The sequence below is a fragment of the Couchioplanes caeruleus genome (assembly GCF_003751945.1).
GTDB lineage: Bacteria > Actinomycetota > Actinomycetes > Mycobacteriales > Micromonosporaceae > Actinoplanes > Actinoplanes caeruleus.
The window spans coordinates 3,178,066-3,194,870 of sequence record NZ_RJKL01000001.1 but is presented as its reverse complement, the minus strand read 5'-3'; the positions used below and the strand labels follow the sequence as shown (position 1 = coordinate 3,194,870).

General features: G+C 69.3%; 16 protein-coding genes. 6 read left to right on the top strand and 10 right to left on the bottom strand.

What is annotated here, in order from left to right; translation table 11 throughout:
• Positions 1 to 38 precede the first annotated feature (38 nt).
• Positions 39 to 1,478 (bottom strand): UDP-glucose dehydrogenase family protein, encoded by a 1,440-nt coding sequence (locus tag EDD30_RS14105; protein ID WP_071804317.1) that lies wholly within the window; start codon positions 1,476 to 1,478, stop codon positions 39 to 41.
• 175 nt (positions 1,479 to 1,653) lie between these two features.
• On the opposite strand from EDD30_RS14105, the gene EDD30_RS14100 reads away from it, so the two are divergent.
• On the top strand, positions 1,654 to 2,808 hold the full coding sequence (locus tag EDD30_RS14100; protein WP_071804316.1) for an acyl-CoA dehydrogenase family protein: 1,155 nt from the start codon (positions 1,654 to 1,656) through the stop codon (positions 2,806 to 2,808).
• Positions 2,809 to 2,899: 91 nt separating this feature from the next.
• Here the strand turns inward: EDD30_RS14100 and EDD30_RS14095 are convergent, their stop codons facing one another.
• Positions 2,900 to 3,265 carry a hypothetical protein gene (locus tag EDD30_RS14095; RefSeq protein ID WP_071804315.1) on the bottom strand — a complete coding sequence of 122 codons (366 nt, stop codon included), beginning with the start codon at positions 3,263 to 3,265 and terminating at the stop codon, positions 2,900 to 2,902.
• A 112-nt stretch (positions 3,266 to 3,377) separates the two neighbouring features.
• Complete coding sequence (locus EDD30_RS14090) at positions 3,378 to 4,151, bottom strand: flagellar basal body-associated FliL family protein (protein ID WP_071804314.1); 774 nt, start codon at positions 4,149 to 4,151, stop codon at positions 3,378 to 3,380.
• A gap of 922 nt (positions 4,152 to 5,073) precedes the next feature.
• Here EDD30_RS14090 and EDD30_RS14085 point away from each other — a divergent pair.
• Genes EDD30_RS14085 through EDD30_RS14075 form a run of 3 tightly spaced genes read left to right on the top strand, consistent with a single transcriptional unit; the run spans position 5,074 to position 8,853 of the window.
• Positions 5,074 to 6,597 (top strand): glycosyltransferase family 2 protein, encoded by a 1,524-nt coding sequence (locus tag EDD30_RS14085; protein WP_143162612.1) that lies wholly within the window; start codon positions 5,074 to 5,076, stop codon positions 6,595 to 6,597.
• Positions 6,566 to 7,612, top strand: a complete 1,047-nt coding sequence (locus tag EDD30_RS14080) for a glycoside hydrolase family 26 protein (protein WP_170047201.1) — start codon at positions 6,566 to 6,568, stop codon at positions 7,610 to 7,612. The genes EDD30_RS14085 and EDD30_RS14080 overlap by 32 nt, the downstream gene beginning before the upstream one ends.
• Positions 7,597 to 8,853, top strand: coding sequence for a nucleotide sugar dehydrogenase (locus EDD30_RS14075; RefSeq protein ID WP_071804311.1), 1,257 nt, complete (start codon positions 7,597 to 7,599; stop codon positions 8,851 to 8,853). Before EDD30_RS14080 ends, EDD30_RS14075 begins: the two co-directional genes overlap by 16 nt.
• Before the next feature lie 76 nt (positions 8,854 to 8,929).
• Here EDD30_RS14075 and EDD30_RS14070 read toward each other — a convergent pair whose 3' ends face one another.
• A complete protein-coding gene (locus EDD30_RS14070) occupies positions 8,930 to 9,331 on the bottom strand; it encodes a peptidase inhibitor family I36 protein (RefSeq protein ID WP_071804310.1) in 402 nt (133 codons plus the stop codon).
• Positions 9,332 to 9,395: 64 nt separating this feature from the next.
• Complete coding sequence (locus EDD30_RS14065; protein ID WP_084556246.1) at positions 9,396 to 10,211, bottom strand: hypothetical protein; 816 nt, start codon at positions 10,209 to 10,211, stop codon at positions 9,396 to 9,398.
• A gap of 323 nt (positions 10,212 to 10,534) precedes the next feature.
• Here EDD30_RS14065 and EDD30_RS14060 point away from each other — a divergent pair, with 323 nt between their 5' ends.
• A complete protein-coding gene (locus tag EDD30_RS14060; RefSeq protein ID WP_123678281.1) occupies positions 10,535 to 11,659 on the top strand; it encodes a serine hydrolase in 1,125 nt (374 codons plus the stop codon).
• Between the two features lie 73 nt (positions 11,660 to 11,732).
• Here the strand turns inward: EDD30_RS14060 and EDD30_RS14055 are convergent, their stop codons facing one another.
• On the bottom strand, positions 11,733 to 12,875 hold the full coding sequence (locus tag EDD30_RS14055; protein WP_071809268.1) for a saccharopine dehydrogenase family protein: 1,143 nt from the start codon (positions 12,873 to 12,875) through the stop codon (positions 11,733 to 11,735).
• 1 nt (position 12,876) lies between these two features.
• Complete coding sequence (locus tag EDD30_RS14050; protein ID WP_071809270.1) at positions 12,877 to 13,914, bottom strand: saccharopine dehydrogenase; 1,038 nt, start codon at positions 13,912 to 13,914, stop codon at positions 12,877 to 12,879.
• A 157-nt stretch (positions 13,915 to 14,071) separates the two neighbouring features.
• Here EDD30_RS14050 and EDD30_RS14045 point away from each other — a divergent pair, with 157 nt between their 5' ends.
• Positions 14,072 to 15,013, top strand: a complete 942-nt coding sequence (locus EDD30_RS14045) for a DMT family transporter (protein ID WP_071809272.1) — start codon at positions 14,072 to 14,074, stop codon at positions 15,011 to 15,013.
• A 68-nt stretch (positions 15,014 to 15,081) separates the two neighbouring features.
• On the opposite strand, the gene EDD30_RS14040 is transcribed toward EDD30_RS14045, so the two are convergent.
• Genes EDD30_RS14040 through EDD30_RS14030 form a run of 3 tightly spaced genes read right to left on the bottom strand, consistent with a single transcriptional unit; the run spans position 15,082 to position 16,790 of the window.
• Positions 15,082 to 15,345, bottom strand: a complete 264-nt coding sequence (locus EDD30_RS14040; protein WP_071809274.1) for a hypothetical protein — start codon at positions 15,343 to 15,345, stop codon at positions 15,082 to 15,084.
• 6 nt (positions 15,346 to 15,351) lie between these two features.
• The gene (locus tag EDD30_RS14035; RefSeq protein ID WP_071809276.1) at positions 15,352 to 15,936 is read right to left on the bottom strand and encodes a hypothetical protein; all 585 of its coding nucleotides are present in this window, start codon (positions 15,934 to 15,936) and stop codon (positions 15,352 to 15,354) included.
• The gene (locus EDD30_RS14030) at positions 15,933 to 16,790 is read right to left on the bottom strand and encodes a hypothetical protein (RefSeq protein WP_071809278.1); all 858 of its coding nucleotides are present in this window, start codon (positions 16,788 to 16,790) and stop codon (positions 15,933 to 15,935) included. The genes EDD30_RS14035 and EDD30_RS14030 overlap by 4 nt, the downstream gene beginning before the upstream one ends.
• Positions 16,791 to 16,805 lie beyond the last annotated feature (15 nt).

Below are 16,805 nucleotides of genomic sequence, written 5' to 3'. Positions count from 1 at the left end.
CGGCAGGTTCGCGGCCGCGGAGGCGAAACGGTCAGTCTTCAGAGTGCGGGCGTGGGGCGGCCCATGCCGCGGTACAGCCAGCCGGCCCGCGCCCACCGCGCCGGGTCCAGGCAGTTCCTGCCGTCGATGACCCGCTTGCCGGCGACGAGGTCGCCGAGCGCGAACGGGTCCGCGTTGCGGAACTCCGCCCACTCGGTGAGCACGCACACCAGCTCGGCACCGGTCACCGCCTCGACCATGGAGGTCTCGTACGTCAACGTAGGCTGTTTGATCCGCGCGTTCTCCATGCCCTGCGGGTCGTACACGTGGACGTCCGCGCCGGCCGTGGACAGCGCCGTCGCGACGGCGAGCGCGGGCGCGTCGCGTACGTCGTCGGAATTGGGCTTGAAGGCGGAGCCGAGCACGGCGATCCGGGTTCCGGACAGGTCGGGGCCGGCCGGGCCGGCCCGGCGGCCGAGCAGCTCGGCCGCCAGGGTGAGCACCCTGGTGCGACGCCGCTGGTTGATCAGGTCGACCTCGTGCAGGAAGCGCAGCGCCTCGCCCGCGCCGAGCTCCTGCGCCCGGGCCTGGAACGCCCGGATGTCCTTGGGCAGGCAGCCGCCGCCGAAGCCGACGCCGGCCTGCAGGAAGCGGTTGCCGATGCGCGGGTCGTAGCCGATCGCCTTGGCGAGCTGGGTGACGTCACCGCCGGCGACCTCGCACACCTCGGCCATCGCGTTGATGAAGCTGATCTTGGTGGCGAGGAACGCGTTCGCGGCCACCTTCACCAGCTCGGCGGTGGCGAAGTCGGTCACCACCAGCGGCACCTCGCGGTCCTCGGTGGCGGCCAGGTCGAAGACGCCCTTGTGCGCGGCGTACAGCATGCCGTTCGACCATTCGGAGCGGACGCCGACCACGATGCGGTTGGGGCGCAGCACGTCCTCGACCGCGAAGCCCTCCTGCAGGAACTCCGGCGACCACGCCACCTCGACACCCAGCTCGGGGTCGGCGTGCTTGGCGACCAACTGCTCGACCCACTCGGCGGTGCCGACCGGGACCGTCGACTTGCCCACGATCAGGGCGCGGCGCTTCAGGTGGCGGGCCAGGTTGGTCACCGACGCCTCGACGTACGCGAGGTCGGCGCCCATGCCGTCGGCGCGCTGCGGCGTGCCCACGCAGATGAAGTGCACGTCCGCGAAGTCCGCGACCGTCTCGTAGGAGGTGGTGAACCGCAGCCGCCCCGAGGCGAGGTTGGTGCGCAGCAGCTCGTCGAGGCCGGGCTCGTGGAACGGCACCTGGCCGGCGCCCAGCTTGGCGATCTTCGCCTCGTCGACGTCGAAACCCAGGACCTCGTAGCCGAGCTCGGCGAAGCAGATCGCGTAGGTCGCGCCCAGATAGCCCGTGCCGAGGAACGCGAGCCGCGGCCGGGAGGCCCCGGAAGGCACCTCCACCTCGGGAAACGCGGGCAGGGCCTGGTTGCTCGGGTACGGGATGGTCACGCTGCGAACTCCTCACACGGGGCGCCGGGGGTGGGGGGCTGACGCCGTACGTGGCACACACCTTCTCATGCCGGCGCAGAATTTCCACCCGACAGACGTTCCGAGCGAGAATAGTGCGCGTAGCCTACGCGTCGGTAACATGAGGCCGGGAGCCGCAGAGAAGGAGCCACAGTACATGTCTGATTTCGACGTCTATCAGCTGCCGGAGGACCACGAGACCATCCGTGCGGCCGTACGCGACGTCTGTGACGCGCGCGTGGCGCCCAACGCGGCCGAGGCCGACGAGAGCGGGGAGTTCCCGAAGGCGTCGTACGACGCGCTGCGCTCCTCGGACTTCCACGCGCCGCACATTCCCGTCGAGTACGGCGGCGCCGGCGCGGACGCCCTCGCCACGGCCATCGTCATCGAGGAGGTGGCCCGCGCCTGCGCCAGTTCGTCGCTGATCCCGGCGGTCAACAAGCTCGGCACGATGCCGCTGATCCTGTCGGCCTCGGAGGAGCTCAAGCGCAAGTATCTGACCCCGGTCGCGGCGGGCGAGGCGATGTTCTCGTACTGCCTCTCCGAGCCGGAGGCGGGCAGCGACGCGGCGTCGATGACCACCCGCGCGGTCCGCGAGGGCGACTACTGGGTCCTCAACGGCGTCAAGCGCTGGATCACCAACGCGGGCGTCTCGGAGTACTACACGGTCTTCGCCGTCACGGACCCGGCGGCCCGCTCGCGCGGCATCTCGGCGTTCGTGGTGGAGAAGTCGGACGAGGGCGTCAGCTTCGGCGCGCCGGAGAAGAAGCTGGGCATCAAGGGCAGCCCGACCCGCGAGGTCTACTTCGACAACGTCCGCATCCCGCTGGACCGCATGATCGGCGCGGAGGGCACCGGCTTCGCCACCGCGATGAAGACCCTCGACCACACCCGTGTGACGATCGCGGCCCAGGCCCTCGGCATCGCCCAGGGCGCGCTCGACTTCGCCCTCGGCTACGCCAAGGAGCGCCGCCAGTTCGGCAAGCCGATCGCCGACTTCCAGGGCCTGCAGTTCATGCTCGCCGACATGGGCATGAAGCTCGAGGCGGCTCGCCAACTGACGTACGTGGCGGCGGGCAAGAGCGAACGCGGCGACGCCGACCTGACCTACTTCGGCGCGGCGGCGAAGTGCTTCGCCTCGGACGCGGCCATGGAGATCACCACGGACGCGGTGCAGATCCTGGGCGGCTACGGCTATACCCGCGACTACCCCGTGGAGCGCATGATGCGCGACGCCAAGATCACCCAGATCTACGAGGGCACGAACCAGGTGCAGCGCATCGTCATGGCCCGGCAGCTCCTGAAGGACTGATTTCGCACGTTTCCCTGATCAGGACTACGAAAACCGCGCCGACCCCTGGGGGTCGGCGCGGTTTTCGTAGTCCTTCTCAGTGTGACGCCGGTCAGCCGGCGGCCAGCCACTGCCGAGCATTCTGGAGCGGAATCGCGAAGAATGTCGCGTTGCTCCACCGGATCGGCTGTCCGGGCTTGTCGATCGGCTCGACCATCCACGCGTCGACGACGCGCCTGCCGTCGATGTTCACGCTGTCGCCACCGGCGCCGTCGGCGAACTCGATGGCGCGCAGCCATCCGACGCCGTCCGCGTCCCCGCGTTGACCCGCGGAGAACTCGACGACCAGGTCGCCGATCCGCGGCCGCTTCATCCGCTCGCGGAGCTCGGCGGTCACCCAGGCCGCATGGGGGTTGAGGCTCGAGGTCCACAGCTCGTTGCCGAGGACGGCGATCAGTTGCGTCTTGTTCAGGGGCACGGGTGAAAGTCTCTCACGTGCCGCTTTACCAGGTAGAACTCCTCGGCTGACCACCGCTTGACCCCCTTTTCGGGCTTTCGATTGAACGGACTGGAATGTGGTGAAGAGGCAGTCACGAGGGCTGCCTCGAAGACTCCGGCTTCGCAGCGCCGGCGGTCGCCCGCTTGTCGACGACGGCGCCGAGGTGCTTCTCGGCCAGGTCGGTCCGGACCGTTCGCGCGCGAGCGTCGTCGTCCGCGATCGCGCTGCCGTCCGCCTTCGCGACGAGGCAGTACACCAGGTAGTGACCGCGGACGTCCCAGGTGAGGTTCGCGGCGGCCCGGCTGATGATGTTCGACGCCTGGCCCGCGACCAGGCCGCCGAAGCGGCCCTCCCCCTTCTCGACGGCGGTCTCGATCGCGGCCGCCGCCTCCTCGGCCTTTTTCTGGGTCTCGAGGTTGAAGATCCCCGCCGTGATGACCAGCGCGCCATCGGGCGACGTCAGCGTTGCCCGCACCACCTGGTTGCAGCCGGCCGAGGCCAGTTCCTTCGCGACGGCGCCACCGGCGGCCGTATCGCAGTGGGGAGCCGCCTGCGTCTTGAGGACCTTGTACTGACCTTGGGCGCCGGGAATCGTTGCGCCGCGGAAGACTTCGGTCACGGTCAGGGGTGCGGGGTCGGCCTGCCGGTCCGCGACCCTGAGCTCCTGTTCGGTGGGAGGCTTGCTGGCAGAGTCCCGCAGGTAGTACCAGCCGGCCCCGCCGCCGATCCCCAGCACCACGAGGATGATCATGAAGACGAGCGCCTTGCGGGATCGCCGCCCGGCCTTCGGCTCCGGGTCGGCGCCCTTGGGCTCGTGGGCGGTCGCCGGCGGGCGGCTGAGGAACCCTCCGGACTGCTCCGGCACCAGGCTCGGCGCGGTGTCGCCTCGGCTCGGACTGCTCGCATACTGCGCCGGTACGCGGTTCCCTCCGGCGTTTCCGTAGAGGCCGGCATTGCCGCCGTCTGGATGCGGTCTGGTTTGCTGACCCGCGTCGCCCTGCAGCGGCGAGCGCTGACGAGGCGGTCGGAAACCGGCCGGCGATGGTGCGCCGTAGCCCTGCGGCGGCTGCGCGATGTAGCCCTGTGGTGACTGTGTGCCATAGCCCTGCGGCGTGCCATAGCCCTGCGGCGGCTGTGAACCGCCATGGCCGTGCGGTGGCTGCGGGCTGCCATGACCCTGCGGCGGCTGCGCGCCGCCGTGGCCCGCCGCATAGGGGTTACCGCCGTATGGGGTGCCCGCCGGACGCGGACGCGGCTCTTGCGCCGGCCGCTGCGGCGGGACCTCCCCGTACCGGGGCGGGTCGGCGTCAGCGGGATTCCGTTGACCCCTGGGTTGGCCTTGACCACGTGGAGCCGCGCCCTCGCCGTAGTCGTAGGTCATGGCGCAAGACGGTAGCCGAAGAATGGGAACAGGTCAGCTTCGATCAGCATGAACCTGATCACGCGCTAGCCCAATTCGGTCGAAACAGCGACATTCTCTGTTTGTCGGACTAGCCGGTATCTAATGGTTCGCAGTGAGCGCCCGTTCCGGTGCTAGTCGGCTAAATGCTCCTGACAGGACAAAGCCGCTCAGTGCTGGAAGTTCCTCAGATACCGGTTCCCGGGGAGGCGAAAAAAGGTTCTCATGAGTAACATGTGCCCCCGCTGCTAGGGAGATCAACTGTTTACGAAAGCGGGGATTACGTGCCTAACCACCTCGGATTGTTCGAGATACTGCTCGCCGCGGTCGGCGTCGTGACGATTTTTGCGATGAGTGTGCGTCTCTTCTGGAGACGTGGGATGAAGCCGTGACGAAGGCGGCCAAGAACGCTCGGTGGACTCCTGGCCGAGGTCTGCCCGCCGTGCTTCTCATGCTCGGCGCCACGTCGCTGTGGGGCTACCACCACGTGACCAAGTTCGAGCACTTCGACACTGATGTGTCCGCGTTCGAGGTAGTTTATGCCTTCGCGTTCGTCGTGTTCTTCCTGCAGCTCCTGCTCGCGACCTTCGACCGCCCCAAACGTGTCACACCCCGGCAAGTCGACACTTTGGCGAAGCTGAAGGTGGTGGCGGTCGTCCCCCTCTACAACGAGGACGTCGACGCGGTCATCGCGACGATCCGCGGCCTTCTCGGGCAGACCCGCCTTCCGGACGCGATCTTCATCCGCGACGACGGTTCGAACAAAGTGGACTATCTGCCCACCGAACTGTGGGCCATCGAGGCCGCGAACGAGGCGGGTGTTCCGCTCGTCTGGGTCCGCGACCGGAACCGGGGCAAGCGGGCCACTCACGTGGCCGCGTCCCTGCGCTTCGCCGGCTGGGCCGACGCCTACCTCACGATCGACTCCGACTCGTGCCTCGCGCCGGACGCGCTCGAGAACTTGATCAAGCCGCTCGCCGATCCCGAGGTCATGTCGGTCGCCGGGGTGTTCCTCACCTACAACCTCAAGGGAGTGATCGCCCGGGCCGTGGACCTGTTGTGTACGGCTTCGCAGCTCACCGACAGGTCCGCCACCTCGGCTCTGGGGTCGGTGCTCGTCAACTCGGGCGGGATCTCGCTGTACCGCGCGAAGGTGATCGACGAATGCCGTCATGGTTACGCGAACGAGGAGTTCTTCGGGCGTCGCGTCGAATTCTCCGACGACTCCTACCTGACGATCCAGGCGTTGCTCCGGGGCAAGACGGTCCAGCAGTCGAATGCCTTCGCGTTCTGCGTCATGCCGGAGCGCCTCGGCAACCACCGGCGGCAGTTCCTGCGCTGGCTGCGGGGATCGTTCATCCGATCCTTCTGGCGGTTCAAGTATCTGCCCCTGGGTCGGATCGCCTACTGGGTGCACGCGCTGAAGTGGGTGCAGACCATCGCCTCGACCATCATCGTGGCCTGGCTGATCGCCATCAAGCCGGTGGCCGACGCCATCGCCTGGTTGCGTGGCGGGGGGACCGACGCCCTGCTGGCGGACGCGAAGATGCTCGCGATCACCCTGGGCATGCTGATCGTCTTCGGCTACGTCCAGCTTTTGCGGATCTTCACGGTTCGGCGGTCCGATCAGAGCCGGCTGGCGCAGGTGTTCTGGTTCATCGTTCTCGCCCCTGTCGCGACCCTGTGGCAGTGGTCGGTACTGCGGGTGTGGCGGCTCTGGGCCATCGCCTCCTGCATGCGCTTCAAGTGGGGCACCCGCCAGCAGATCGAGGTTGCCATCGGAGGTGATCATGAAACGGTACTTGCTAGCGCTTCCGCTGCTGCTATTGGCTGGATGCGAGATGAGACAACCATCTTCTTTCCAGGGCAGTCAGTCCGCGATGAGCGCAACAGATCAGGCTCTACGACCTAATCCGATCCGCGCCTCGGTCTCGATGCTCAAGGCGAAGAAGCCGGCATTCGGAGTCACCTCCGAGAAGAACGCCACAGCGGACTCCGACGAGTTCGCGAAGGACACGGGATGCCGGCCGATGTGGCGCGGCGTCTACGCCTCCATCGGCGCTCCGTTCGAGTTGTCCAGGCTGAGCGAGGCGGCGGGCACTCCGTTCCTCACCGTGCAGCCGAAACAGCCGGGCAAGGAAGTGAATCAGAAGTCCTGGTCGCTGGCGGCGATCATCGCGGGCAAGCGCGACGCCGAATTCCGTGGCATCGCCGACACCATCGTCGAGTACGGCGACCTGGTGGTCATCCGGTATGCGCCGGAGATGAACGGAAACTGGTCGCCATGGGCGGCCGACGTCAACGGCAACACCCCAGGCGAGTACCGCGAGGCCTGGCGGCACGTGGTGGAGCTCTTCCGCAAGGCGGGGGCGACCAACGTCCTCTGGCTCTGGGCTCCGAACATCGCTCGTGGCGCGACGGTCCAGGGCATCTCCCAGTTCTGGCCGGGTGACGACTACGTGGATCTGGTCGGTTTCACCGGTTACGGGGTCGGGAGCTCCGTATACGGCTTCGAGCCGTCGGCCAGCGAAACGTTCGATCCCACCATGGAGCTTCTCGCTCCGTACAAGAAAAAAACCGGTCATCCTCGCCGAGACGGGTGTGGCCGGGGCCCACAAAGCCGAGTGGATCGCCAGTCTGGGGCCGTGGATGCGCGAGCATCCGAACGTCATCGGAATGATCTGGACCCAGGCGCCGCCGCCGCATTCCAGTGCGGATTGGCGGTTCAACGACACTCCGGGCAACCTGAAGGCCTTCAAGAAGTCGCTCGTCCCGTACCTGGGCTGCCTTTCCGGCGATTGAGCCGGCTCGAGAACAGAATTCCGACGAACTTCGGTTCGGGTGTGACCGCCCGAACCGGTCTTACCTTTGGCTGGGCGTACGGTGCCCATCCAGGAACCAAGGAGTCACCGTGGCTGTCGACATAGTAATTCTCGGGCTCGGATACGTGGGCCTCCCGCTGGCTCGCGAGGCGACCAGGGCCGGTATGTCCGTGATCGGCTTCGACGTCAACCAGGCGTTGGTGGAGTCGCTCAACGCCGGCCGGTCCCATGTCGACGATCTCTCCGACGACGACATCGTCAGCATGAAGGCGAGCGGCTTCCGCGCGACGACCGACGAACGCGAGATCGCCACGGCCAAGGCGGCCATCATCTGCGTGCCGACGCCGCTGCTCGAGGAGGGCGGCCCCGACCTCGGTGCCGTCCAGTCGGCCACGGACGCCGTCGCGCGCAATCTTCAGCCCGGCATGCTCGTCATTCTCGAATCGACGACCTACCCGGGTACCACCGACGAATTGGTGCGTCCCCTCCTCGAGGCCGGCGGCCTCATTGCGGGTCAGGACTTCCACCTGGCGTTCTCTCCGGAGCGCATCGATCCGGGCAACGAGGAGTTCGGCCCCCGTAACACGCCCAAGGTCGTCGGCGGTCACACGCCGGCGTGCACGGAGGCCGCGGCGGCCCTGTACGGACGGTTCATCGACACCGTGGTGCGGACCAAGGGCACCCGGGAGGCCGAGACTGCCAAGCTGCTCGAGAACACCTACCGGCACGTCAACATCGCGCTCGTCAACGAGATGGCCAAGTTCTGCCACCGGCTCGACATCGACCTGTGGGATGTCATCCGGGCGGCGTCCAGCAAGCCGTTCGGGTTCCAGGCCTTCTACCCAGGGCCGGGTGTGGGCGGTCACTGCATCCCGATCGACCCGAACTACCTGAGCCACAACGTGCGCGTACGACTCGGCTATCCGTTCCGGTTCGTCGAGCTCGCGCAGGAGATCAACGCCACGATGCCGGCCTACGTGGCACGGCGTGCCCAGAACATCCTCAACGAGGCGGGCCTGGCCACGACCGGCGCGAACATCCTGCTGCTCGGTATCACGTACAAGGCGAACATCGGGGACGAGCGTGAGTCCCCGGCCGTTCCGCTCGCTCGTGACCTGGGCAATCTCGGTGCGAAGATCAGCTATCACGATCCGCACGTCGCGGAGTGGCGGCCGGGCGTCGAGGTCATGAAGGTGGACGATCTGGAGGGCGCGGTCACCTCGGCCGACCTGGTGATCCTCGTCCAGAACCACCGCGACTACGACGCGGACAAGCTCGCGGCGATGTCGAAGCGCTTCTTCGACACGCGCGGCGTCACCAGCACGGACGACGCGCTCCGGCTCTAGCGAGCCGGTAGTGAGCCGGTAGTGGAAACGCCCTCGGAGACCAGGTCTCCGAGGGCGTTACACGTGGGATCTGCGATCAGCAGCTCGCGACCCACTTGTGCGAGGAGATGTTGTCGTTCGCGTTCTGACCGCCACCCGCGCCGTTGTGCGGGAACGCCACGGTCTGCAGGTTCTCGATGGTGGCGCCGCGCCAGACGCAGATGGAAGCGCCACCGTAGTTGGTGTCCCAGTACATCCGGACGTCGTCGTTACCGCCCAGGTAGCCGTTGTTGAAGACGGAGCTGGCCCTGTTGCGGCATCCGGCGCCCGTCCAGTCGGCGGAGTTGCCGACCCATGCGCAGCGGTGGCCGTTGAAGCCCGCCTCGTTCCAGACGTAGACGTTTCCGTCGCCGACGGCGGCCTGCGCCGGGGCCGGCGCCATGACCAGTCCGACGGCGGCCGCGGTGAGCGCGCCGGCCAGTGCGTAGCGCACCTTCATCTGTTTCTCCTCATGAGGTGGTGTTACCGGAACCGTGGTGGTGACCACGGAGACTGAGTGGGTGTTACGGCTGGGCGTCGACAGCCGTCCGGGCGGGGAGCAGGGCTTGTACGCGCAGACGCAGCGCCAGGTCGACGTCCGCGCGATGCTCGGCGTTCAGCGCGTCCGTGTAGTGGCGGGAGAGCTTCGCGGCCGTGGCGGACAGGTCGGTCTTCGTGGCGCAGGTCGCCTCGGCCTGCGCGACGACCAGCTCCCGGGTACGGCTCGGCCCGGTCGCCGGCGTGTCCGCGAAGGCGCCGCGGGTGTCCGCCGGTGAGGCGTACCGGTGCCCGGCGGCGGCCATGCACCGCGACCAGCGGGTGACCGCCGCCGTGTAGCGGGCATCGCCGAGCACCCGCTGCCGGACCGCGTCCTTGAGCACGCTGACCACACCGCGGACCCGGGTCCAGCGGGTCAGATCGCCGTAGAGCGCACGCTCCGCCTCCGCCTGGCAGCCGTGTTCGCTGCGCCGGACCACCATCCCGTTCGGCAACCGCACCGACACGACACCGGCGTCCCGGCCCGGCCGGAGGTCGCCGTTCAGCGCCTCGGTCGCCGCCTGCCGGCGCTCCGGCGTCAACGTCAGCGTGTACCTCCGATTGGCATCCGACTCCCGCGCTCGGCGGATCTCCTCCCGTACGTCCGAGCCGTAGCCGTGCGCCCGGGCCCACGCCACGTCGTCCAGGACGTACGGGAAATCCCGGTCGCCGGCCACCGGGGCCTCGATCGTCCACTGGAAGCCCGCCCGCTCGAGGCACCGCTTGAGCAGCGTCTGCTCGCCGAGTTCGAGTAGCTCGGCCTCCTCGGCCGTGATGTCACGCACCGGACCGTCGAGCGACACGGCGGGAGGCGACGGTGGAGGCGGGGCGACGGACGGCGACTTCGTCCGCGCCGCACATCCCGTCGACACCACACCGGCGACCATGAGGAGGCACGCCAGCTGTACCGACCGTCTCTGTGACTGCATTTCCGTGTACCGCTCTCCCTGCAACCGGCCCGGCCATGTCCACGCCCCCGTCATTGCTGCGCGTATGGCCGGATCTCCGACGCGAGGAACGTTAGGGCGGGGAAGCCGGCGGCACATCCTGCAACCTTTCAGGTTCCCGGCCCGCGGCATCCTCGCGACGCTGTTCCAGCAGGGTGCAAGCCGATTGAAGGAGCACGATGCGTTTCCGTGTCCGGCAACCACTGGCAGGTCTGATCGCCGCCGTTGCGCTGTTGCTCGCGGCGGCGGCACCGGCGCCGGCCCGCGCGGCCGGTCCCGCCGCACCGGCGGTCGGGGTGCCGGCCGGCGTCACGGCGGGAGTCGCCGTCTACGACCGGCAGGCCTCGGCCTTCACCGTGCAGCACAACGCCGACCGGCAGTTCCGGGCGGCGTCCATCGTGAAGCTGCTCATCGCGCTGGACTTCTTCTGGGACCGCGGCCCCGGCTACGCGGTTCCGGATGCCGACCGTGCCCGCCTCACCGCCATGCTGCGCGGCAGCGACGACGACGCGGCCACCTACTACTGGTCCAGGAACGGCTACGAGCAGGTAGTCAACCGAATGGTCGCGCGGCTCGAGCTGCGCGACACGGCCCCGCCGGCAAGCGCGCAGCGCGGCTACTGGGGCTATACCGCGGTCGCCGCCGCCGACGTCGTACGGATCTACCGGTACGTTCTCGATACCGCTCCGGAACCGGTCCGCCGGTTCGTCATGGACAATCTGCGCCACAGCACCCGTTGCGCGGCCGACACCTACGACCAGCACTTCGGCATACCCGGCGTGTTCGCGCGGCCCTGGGCCGTGAAGCAGGGCTGGTCGGGATTCGGAGATGCCCCGAAGACCTGCGGCGGCGGAACGGCACGCGTCCTCGCCGCCGCATCCGTGGACCTGGTGGGGGAGGTGCTGCACACCACGGGCACCGTCGGCCCGGGCGACCGCAGCATCGTGGTCGTGCTGACCCTGCATCCGGACGGCACGCCGTTCTCCGTCGCGTACAACAACGTCACCACCGTCACCCGGTCTCTGCGCGTTCCCGGCGCGAGCCCGCTTTCCGGCGCGTCTTTCGGTACGTGGGGTGCGGGCGTCCGGGTGCGCTCCAAGCCCACTACCACCGACTCCACGGTCCTCGCGACCGTTCCGGCGGGTGTCGACGTCCTCGTCTCCTGCCAGAAGCCGGGCGAGGAGGTCGTGATCGATACGTACCGCAACTCCTTGTGGGCGTACCTGCCACAGTTCGGCGGTTACATGACCAACATCTACGTCAAGACGCCGGGTAACCGGTTGCCGAACGTTCCGGACTGCTGACGCGTCCGTGGAATTCCGGGGTTCCCCGCGCGATCTTCCGGACGTACGACGAGTCGGTCCGGCCTGAGAAGGTTCACTCCTGCGCGGACGTGTGGTGGATCGTGAGGCCGGCTTCGGCGAGGTAGCGCCACCAGCGGGCGACCCGGTCCGGTTCGGATGCCGCCTGGTGCAGGCCCGGCGTCACCTGGCCGTCGAGGATCTCGCGTACGGCGGCCGCGAGCGTGAGCGACACGCATCTGGCCATGGCGGAGCCGGACGCGTCGCCCTCGACGTCGAGGTGATAGGAGCCGGTCCAGCTTCGGCCGTCCGGCGTACGCAACGACAGTCCGGTGTGGAGCACGACGCGGTCCTGGTCCTGAGCGGTAGCCGGATAGCGCGCGGCGAGCTCGTCCGCCAGCGCGTCCACCCGTGCGTCGTCGGCCTCGGTCAGCTCCCGGAAGACCTGGGCCCACGCCGCGGACCAGCCGTCCAGCCGGAGGGTGCCCCGGATGAACCGGTCGAGCCGCCACCCTCCGGGGAGCGCGTACTGCCTGATCGCCGTCGTGCTGTCGCGGTTGGGATAGCCCTCGAAGCGCTCGCCGCCGATGGTGACCGGTGTGATGGCCTGCCACGGACGGGCGACCGTGCGCACCTCGCCCCCGTCGATGAACCGCGCCTCGCTCAGCAGGGCACGGAGCACCCCGCGGGGCGCCCACGAGAACCTGTACCGGAATTCGTTCGGGACCGCGGGCAGCCCGCCACAGTAGGAGGTGAAGTCGGCGACGGCGTCGTCGCCCATCGCGCGGCGCCCGTCGGCGACCAGGCGGTGGGCCATGAGGTGGTCGATCCCCGGGTCCAGACCGGCCTCGACGACGGCCACCAGCCCGGCGGCGGCCAGTTGCCCGGCCGCGGCGGCGATGTCGTCGGAGAGGTAACTGGTGTTCGCGAAGTGCGCGCCCCGGTCGAGGCAGAGGCGGAGCAGGCCGGCGTGCTCGGTCGCGGGGAGCATCGACACCACCACGTCGCCCGGGCGTACGGTCTCCGCGAGCTCGCCGAGCGGGCGGACGCCGACCCGGCCGTCCAGCTTCAACCGGTCGGCGAGGCCCTGGGCGCGTTCCGGTCGTCGGGCCCAGAGGGTCACCGCGGCGTGCTCGGTCAGGGTGACGATCCCGGCGCCGCTGGAGCGCCCGGCGCCGACCCAGTGCACCACACCGCGGGCGGCGAGTGGGTTCGTCATGTCAGGGAACCTCGCTTGTCGGCAGGCCTTCGACGGCGGCCCGGTAGGCCGCCGCGCAACGTCCCCACGAGCCGCCGAGCCCATCGAGATCCATCAGGTGCGGCAGCAGGTCCGCGGAGAAGCTGTCGGTGGCGTCCTTCGGCAGCAGGGAGGGCAGATTGTCGATCGCGATGACCGCGACCGGCCCGGCGGCGGTCGCCGGTGCCTCCCAGGTCGTGACGGCGTCGTAGATCGGAAGCGCGTTGTACGGCGATCCCGGATCGCAGCTGACGTCGACGACGCAGCGCAGCCGGCAACCGGGATCCGCCAGGTCCGTACGCCGGAGTAAGGGCTCGGTGCCGGCGCCGGTCAGGACCGCGTTGACGAGCAGCTCGTGCCGCAGCAGAGCGGCACGATCAAGATGGCGTGTCTCGGCGACGTCCCACCGGGTCGTCGAGACTCCGGCTTCGGCGAGGGCGGCGACGGCGCCCCGGCCGCTGCGGCCGAGCGCGCCGATCACCAGGGCATCGCCGCTCGGCCGGTCGCGGTACCGCCGGAGCTTCTCCACGAGGTCGGCACTGGTGGTCGGCTGGAGGGGCGCGGTCAGGTCACCGTGCTGCTGGAGCACCCCGAGCGCCGCTCCCACGAATCCGGCCCAGTAGCCGAAGGCCGCGTGACGGCGCCCCGCCTCGTCGGCGAGCTGTTCCAGGTCGAGCAGGGTGCCGCCACCCTCTCGGAAGCGCTCCAGCAGTTGGCGTGCGCCGGGCTGGCCCTTGTACGCGTGCCCGAAGAACACATGCCGGTGCCGCAGCCGAGCCGGTTCGTCGGGAAGCTCCTTCAGGCCGAGGACGACGGCGTCCGGCGGCGCGTCCACCCAGGCGCCCGCCGGAGCGGTTTCGCAGCCCTGGGCGGCGTAGTCGGCGAGCGGATAGATCCGTTGCGGCGACTCCTCGACGGTGATCCGGGCCCCGCGGCGGACCAGGGTCCCGGCATCCGCGGGGCTGAGCGGGCAGCGCCGCTCGGACGAGCGCGTCTCATGTCGAATCCACAGCTCAAGCATCGTTACCTCGATCTAGCTTCGGTCGTCACGTGCCCACCGTAAGGCATTGCGACGAAGTCCCTTTTTCTTTGGCGTGCATGAATGCGTTTGACCGACCGGTGATGATGGGAACGCTGCCGACCCGGGCCGCCTTCAGGAACGGAACGAAGCCTGCACCATGTCGTGGACCGATCTGCGCGGGCGGTTGCTCGTCATCGTCGCTGCCGCGGGTTTCGGCCTCATGCCGATCTTCGCCCAGTACGCGTACGCCGAAGGCATGGGCGTACAGACCCTGCTGCTGCTGCGGTTCGCCATCGCCGCGGCGGCGCTGCTCGGCTACCTCGCCCTGACCCGGACGCTGGTGTGGCCCGGAAGGCGCGCGCTGGCGCGGTTCGCACTCCTGGGCGCAGTGCTGTACGCCGCACAGTCCACTCTGTACTTCACGGCGGTCCGGTACATCTCGCCGACCTTGGCCGTCCTCCTGCTCTATCTGTATCCCGCGCTCGTCGTGCTGCTCACCTCGGTCATCGAGCGGACGCCGCCACCCCTGACCCGGCTCGCATCGATCGGTCTGTCCCTGGTCGGCGTGGTCATCGTGCTGGGCGCACCGACCGGCGGGGTACGGGTGGCCGGCGTGCTGCTGGCGCTCGGCGCCGCTCTCACGTACGCCGTCTACATCGTCGCCGGTGACCGCTTCTCCAGCACGCTGCCGCCGTTCACCACGGCCGCGTACGTCATCGCCTTCGCCGCCGTCTCCTTCGCCGTGACGGGCTTCGCCGGCGGCGCGATCGACCTGACGGTCAGCCCACGAGGATGGGCGGCGGTGGTCGGGGTGGCCGTGATCTCGACCATCGTGGCGATCGGCTGCTTCTTCGCGGGACTGGCGGCGGTCGGACCGACCCAGGCCGCCATCCTCAGCGTGGTGGAGCCGGTCGTGAGCGTCGCAGCCACGGCACTTCTGCTGCACAAGGGGGTGTCGGCACTGCAGATCGTGGGTGGCGTGCTCGTCCTCGCCGCGGCCGTGTGGGGAGTCGCGGGCGGCGGCGACCGCAGGACCCCGCCGGCGGGCCACCCCGACGAACCCGTCGCGGCCGGAGGCGCCGACCCGGTTCGGGGCTAGCCGGTCCGGGGCCGGGCGGTTGAGGGCTGGCCGGTTCGGGCCAGGCGGGCCGGGCTAGGCGGGCCGGGCTAGGCGGGCCGGCGCAGGTAGGCGACCTTTCCGTCCTGCTCGAAGTTGACGACCTGCCAACCCTCGGCCTCCAGCATCTCGGCCGCGGTAAAGACCATGTCGACCATGGCGGCGACCGTGGAGCCGCTCGCCACGGTCACCCGGAAGCCGCTCGACGGGGTCGCGTTGATCCAGATGTAGCGGAACGGGTAACCCGCGAGGCTGACCCGGCCGTGGACGATGTCCTCGGCCGAGAACCAGCGCGGGGGCCGCGGCGCCGTCATGCGAGCTCAGCGAAGGTCATCGAGGACGTCCTTGGTGAGGGTGATGGCCGGGTCGCGCAGCTTGCCGGGGCCGTCCGCGGAGGCCGACGAGGCGGGCGGCCGGAGCCGGACGACGGCCACGGCGTTGTTGGACAGCACGCGCACCGCCATGCCGTCGGGCTCGGTGGAGGCGAACGCCTCGCGGCCGAGGCCTGCCACCGGGTCGGTCTGGCCGGTACGCAGCGCTTGCCACTGCGCGTCGGCGCCCTCCTGCCGCTGGTAGATGCTGATCCGCGCGGTCGCCGCGTAGCCCTGGGAGTCGGTCGAACCCCAGGCGCAGTCGGCGTGGACGATGTCGCCGAAGTCGTTGTACTCGTCGGTGGGCCGGCCGGCACCGGCGAGGCCGAACCGGGTGGCCACCGGGCCGGTGAGCGCCGGGCACTTCGCGGTCAGCCCGGCCCATCTGCCGGTCATCGGCGGCAGGCTGGCGGTGGGCGCGGCCGCCGGGACCGAGCCGGTGATCGGGTTCTCCACGGGGCTGACGTCGACGCCGCCGCCGCAGCCGGCCACGGTCATCACGACCGCCGCCGCGGCGGGGATCCCGCGCCTCATGCGTTCACCGGGGTGGGCCACTTACCGCCGGGCAGACCGGTGTGGTCGCCGTACTCGCCGGCCACAGCGGTGATCTGCTTGACCACTTCGGCCATCCGGTTGGCCAGGTTCGCCAGATACTGCAGGGTCTGCTTGACGATCTCGCCGATCAGCTCGGAGGTGTGCTGGAGCGTGATAACGATCTGGGTGACCGCGCCGGAGGCCGTCTCGGTGGCGTCGATGATCACCGCGACCAGTGCGCCGACCACGTCGGCGGCGCGGTCCGCCAGGCTCACCATGTACGCGGTGTTGGCGGCGGCCACCTCGGCCAGCCAGTTGCCCACCGTCTTCACCTTGCCGGTGGCCGCCTCCACGGCGTCGATCTGGTCGCGTACCCGCTTCTCGTAGGTCTCCTTCGCCGGGCCGCGCCAGGCGTCGATGGCGCCGGAGCCGGTCATGTCCGGACCCAGGTCGGACAGCGGCGTGTTGACCTTCACCGCCCAGTCCAGGCCGACCTCGAACAGCGACAGCACCGGCACCGAGCCGGCCACCACCTTGTCCACCGAGGCGAGCACCTCGGAGACCTGCTGGCCGATCACCTTGATCAGGCTGTGGACCTTCTCGACCGCGTCCTTGATCTTCTCGGTCCACCACTCGGAGATGGTGGCCCAGACGCTGTCGTTGTTGAGCTCGTGCTCGAGGCGCTCCAGCAGCGCGTTGATCCGCGCCACCATCGCGTCCCATTCCTTGCGGATCTTGTCGACCGCCTGCGAGAGCAGTTCCTTGGCCGCGCGGAACGAGCCCATGGTGCCCCGGGCGAACTGGTCGCCGTCGGGCGCCGCGCTGGTCGAGCCGCCTGGTGCCGGAGTGGTCATCGGTCCTTCCCTCGT

Bases quoted from the DNA above. Each gene is read 5' to 3' on its own strand.
- EDD30_RS14100 (WP_071804316.1), top strand. From the start codon at position 1,654: ATGTCTGATTTCGACGTCTATCAGCTGCCGGAGGACCACGAGACCATC.
- EDD30_RS14080 (WP_170047201.1), top strand. From the start codon at position 6,566: ATGAGCGCAACAGATCAGGCTCTACGACCTAATCCGATCCGCGCCTCG.
- EDD30_RS14070 (WP_071804310.1), bottom strand. From the start codon at position 9,331: ATGAAGGTGCGCTACGCACTGGCCGGCGCGCTCACCGCGGCCGCCGTC.
- EDD30_RS14060 (WP_123678281.1), top strand. From the start codon at position 10,535: ATGCGTTTCCGTGTCCGGCAACCACTGGCAGGTCTGATCGCCGCCGTT.
- EDD30_RS14055 (WP_071809268.1), bottom strand. From the start codon at position 12,875: ATGACGAACCCACTCGCCGCCCGCGGTGTGGTGCACTGGGTCGGCGCC.
- EDD30_RS14050 (WP_071809270.1), bottom strand. From the start codon at position 13,914: ATGCTTGAGCTGTGGATTCGACATGAGACGCGCTCGTCCGAGCGGCGC.
- EDD30_RS14045 (WP_071809272.1), top strand. From the start codon at position 14,072: ATGTCGTGGACCGATCTGCGCGGGCGGTTGCTCGTCATCGTCGCTGCC.
- EDD30_RS14040 (WP_071809274.1), bottom strand. From the start codon at position 15,345: ATGACGGCGCCGCGGCCCCCGCGCTGGTTCTCGGCCGAGGACATCGTC.
- EDD30_RS14035 (WP_071809276.1), bottom strand. From the start codon at position 15,936: ATGAGGCGCGGGATCCCCGCCGCGGCGGCGGTCGTGATGACCGTGGCC.
- EDD30_RS14030 (WP_071809278.1), bottom strand. From the start codon at position 16,790: ATGACCACTCCGGCACCAGGCGGCTCGACCAGCGCGGCGCCCGACGGC.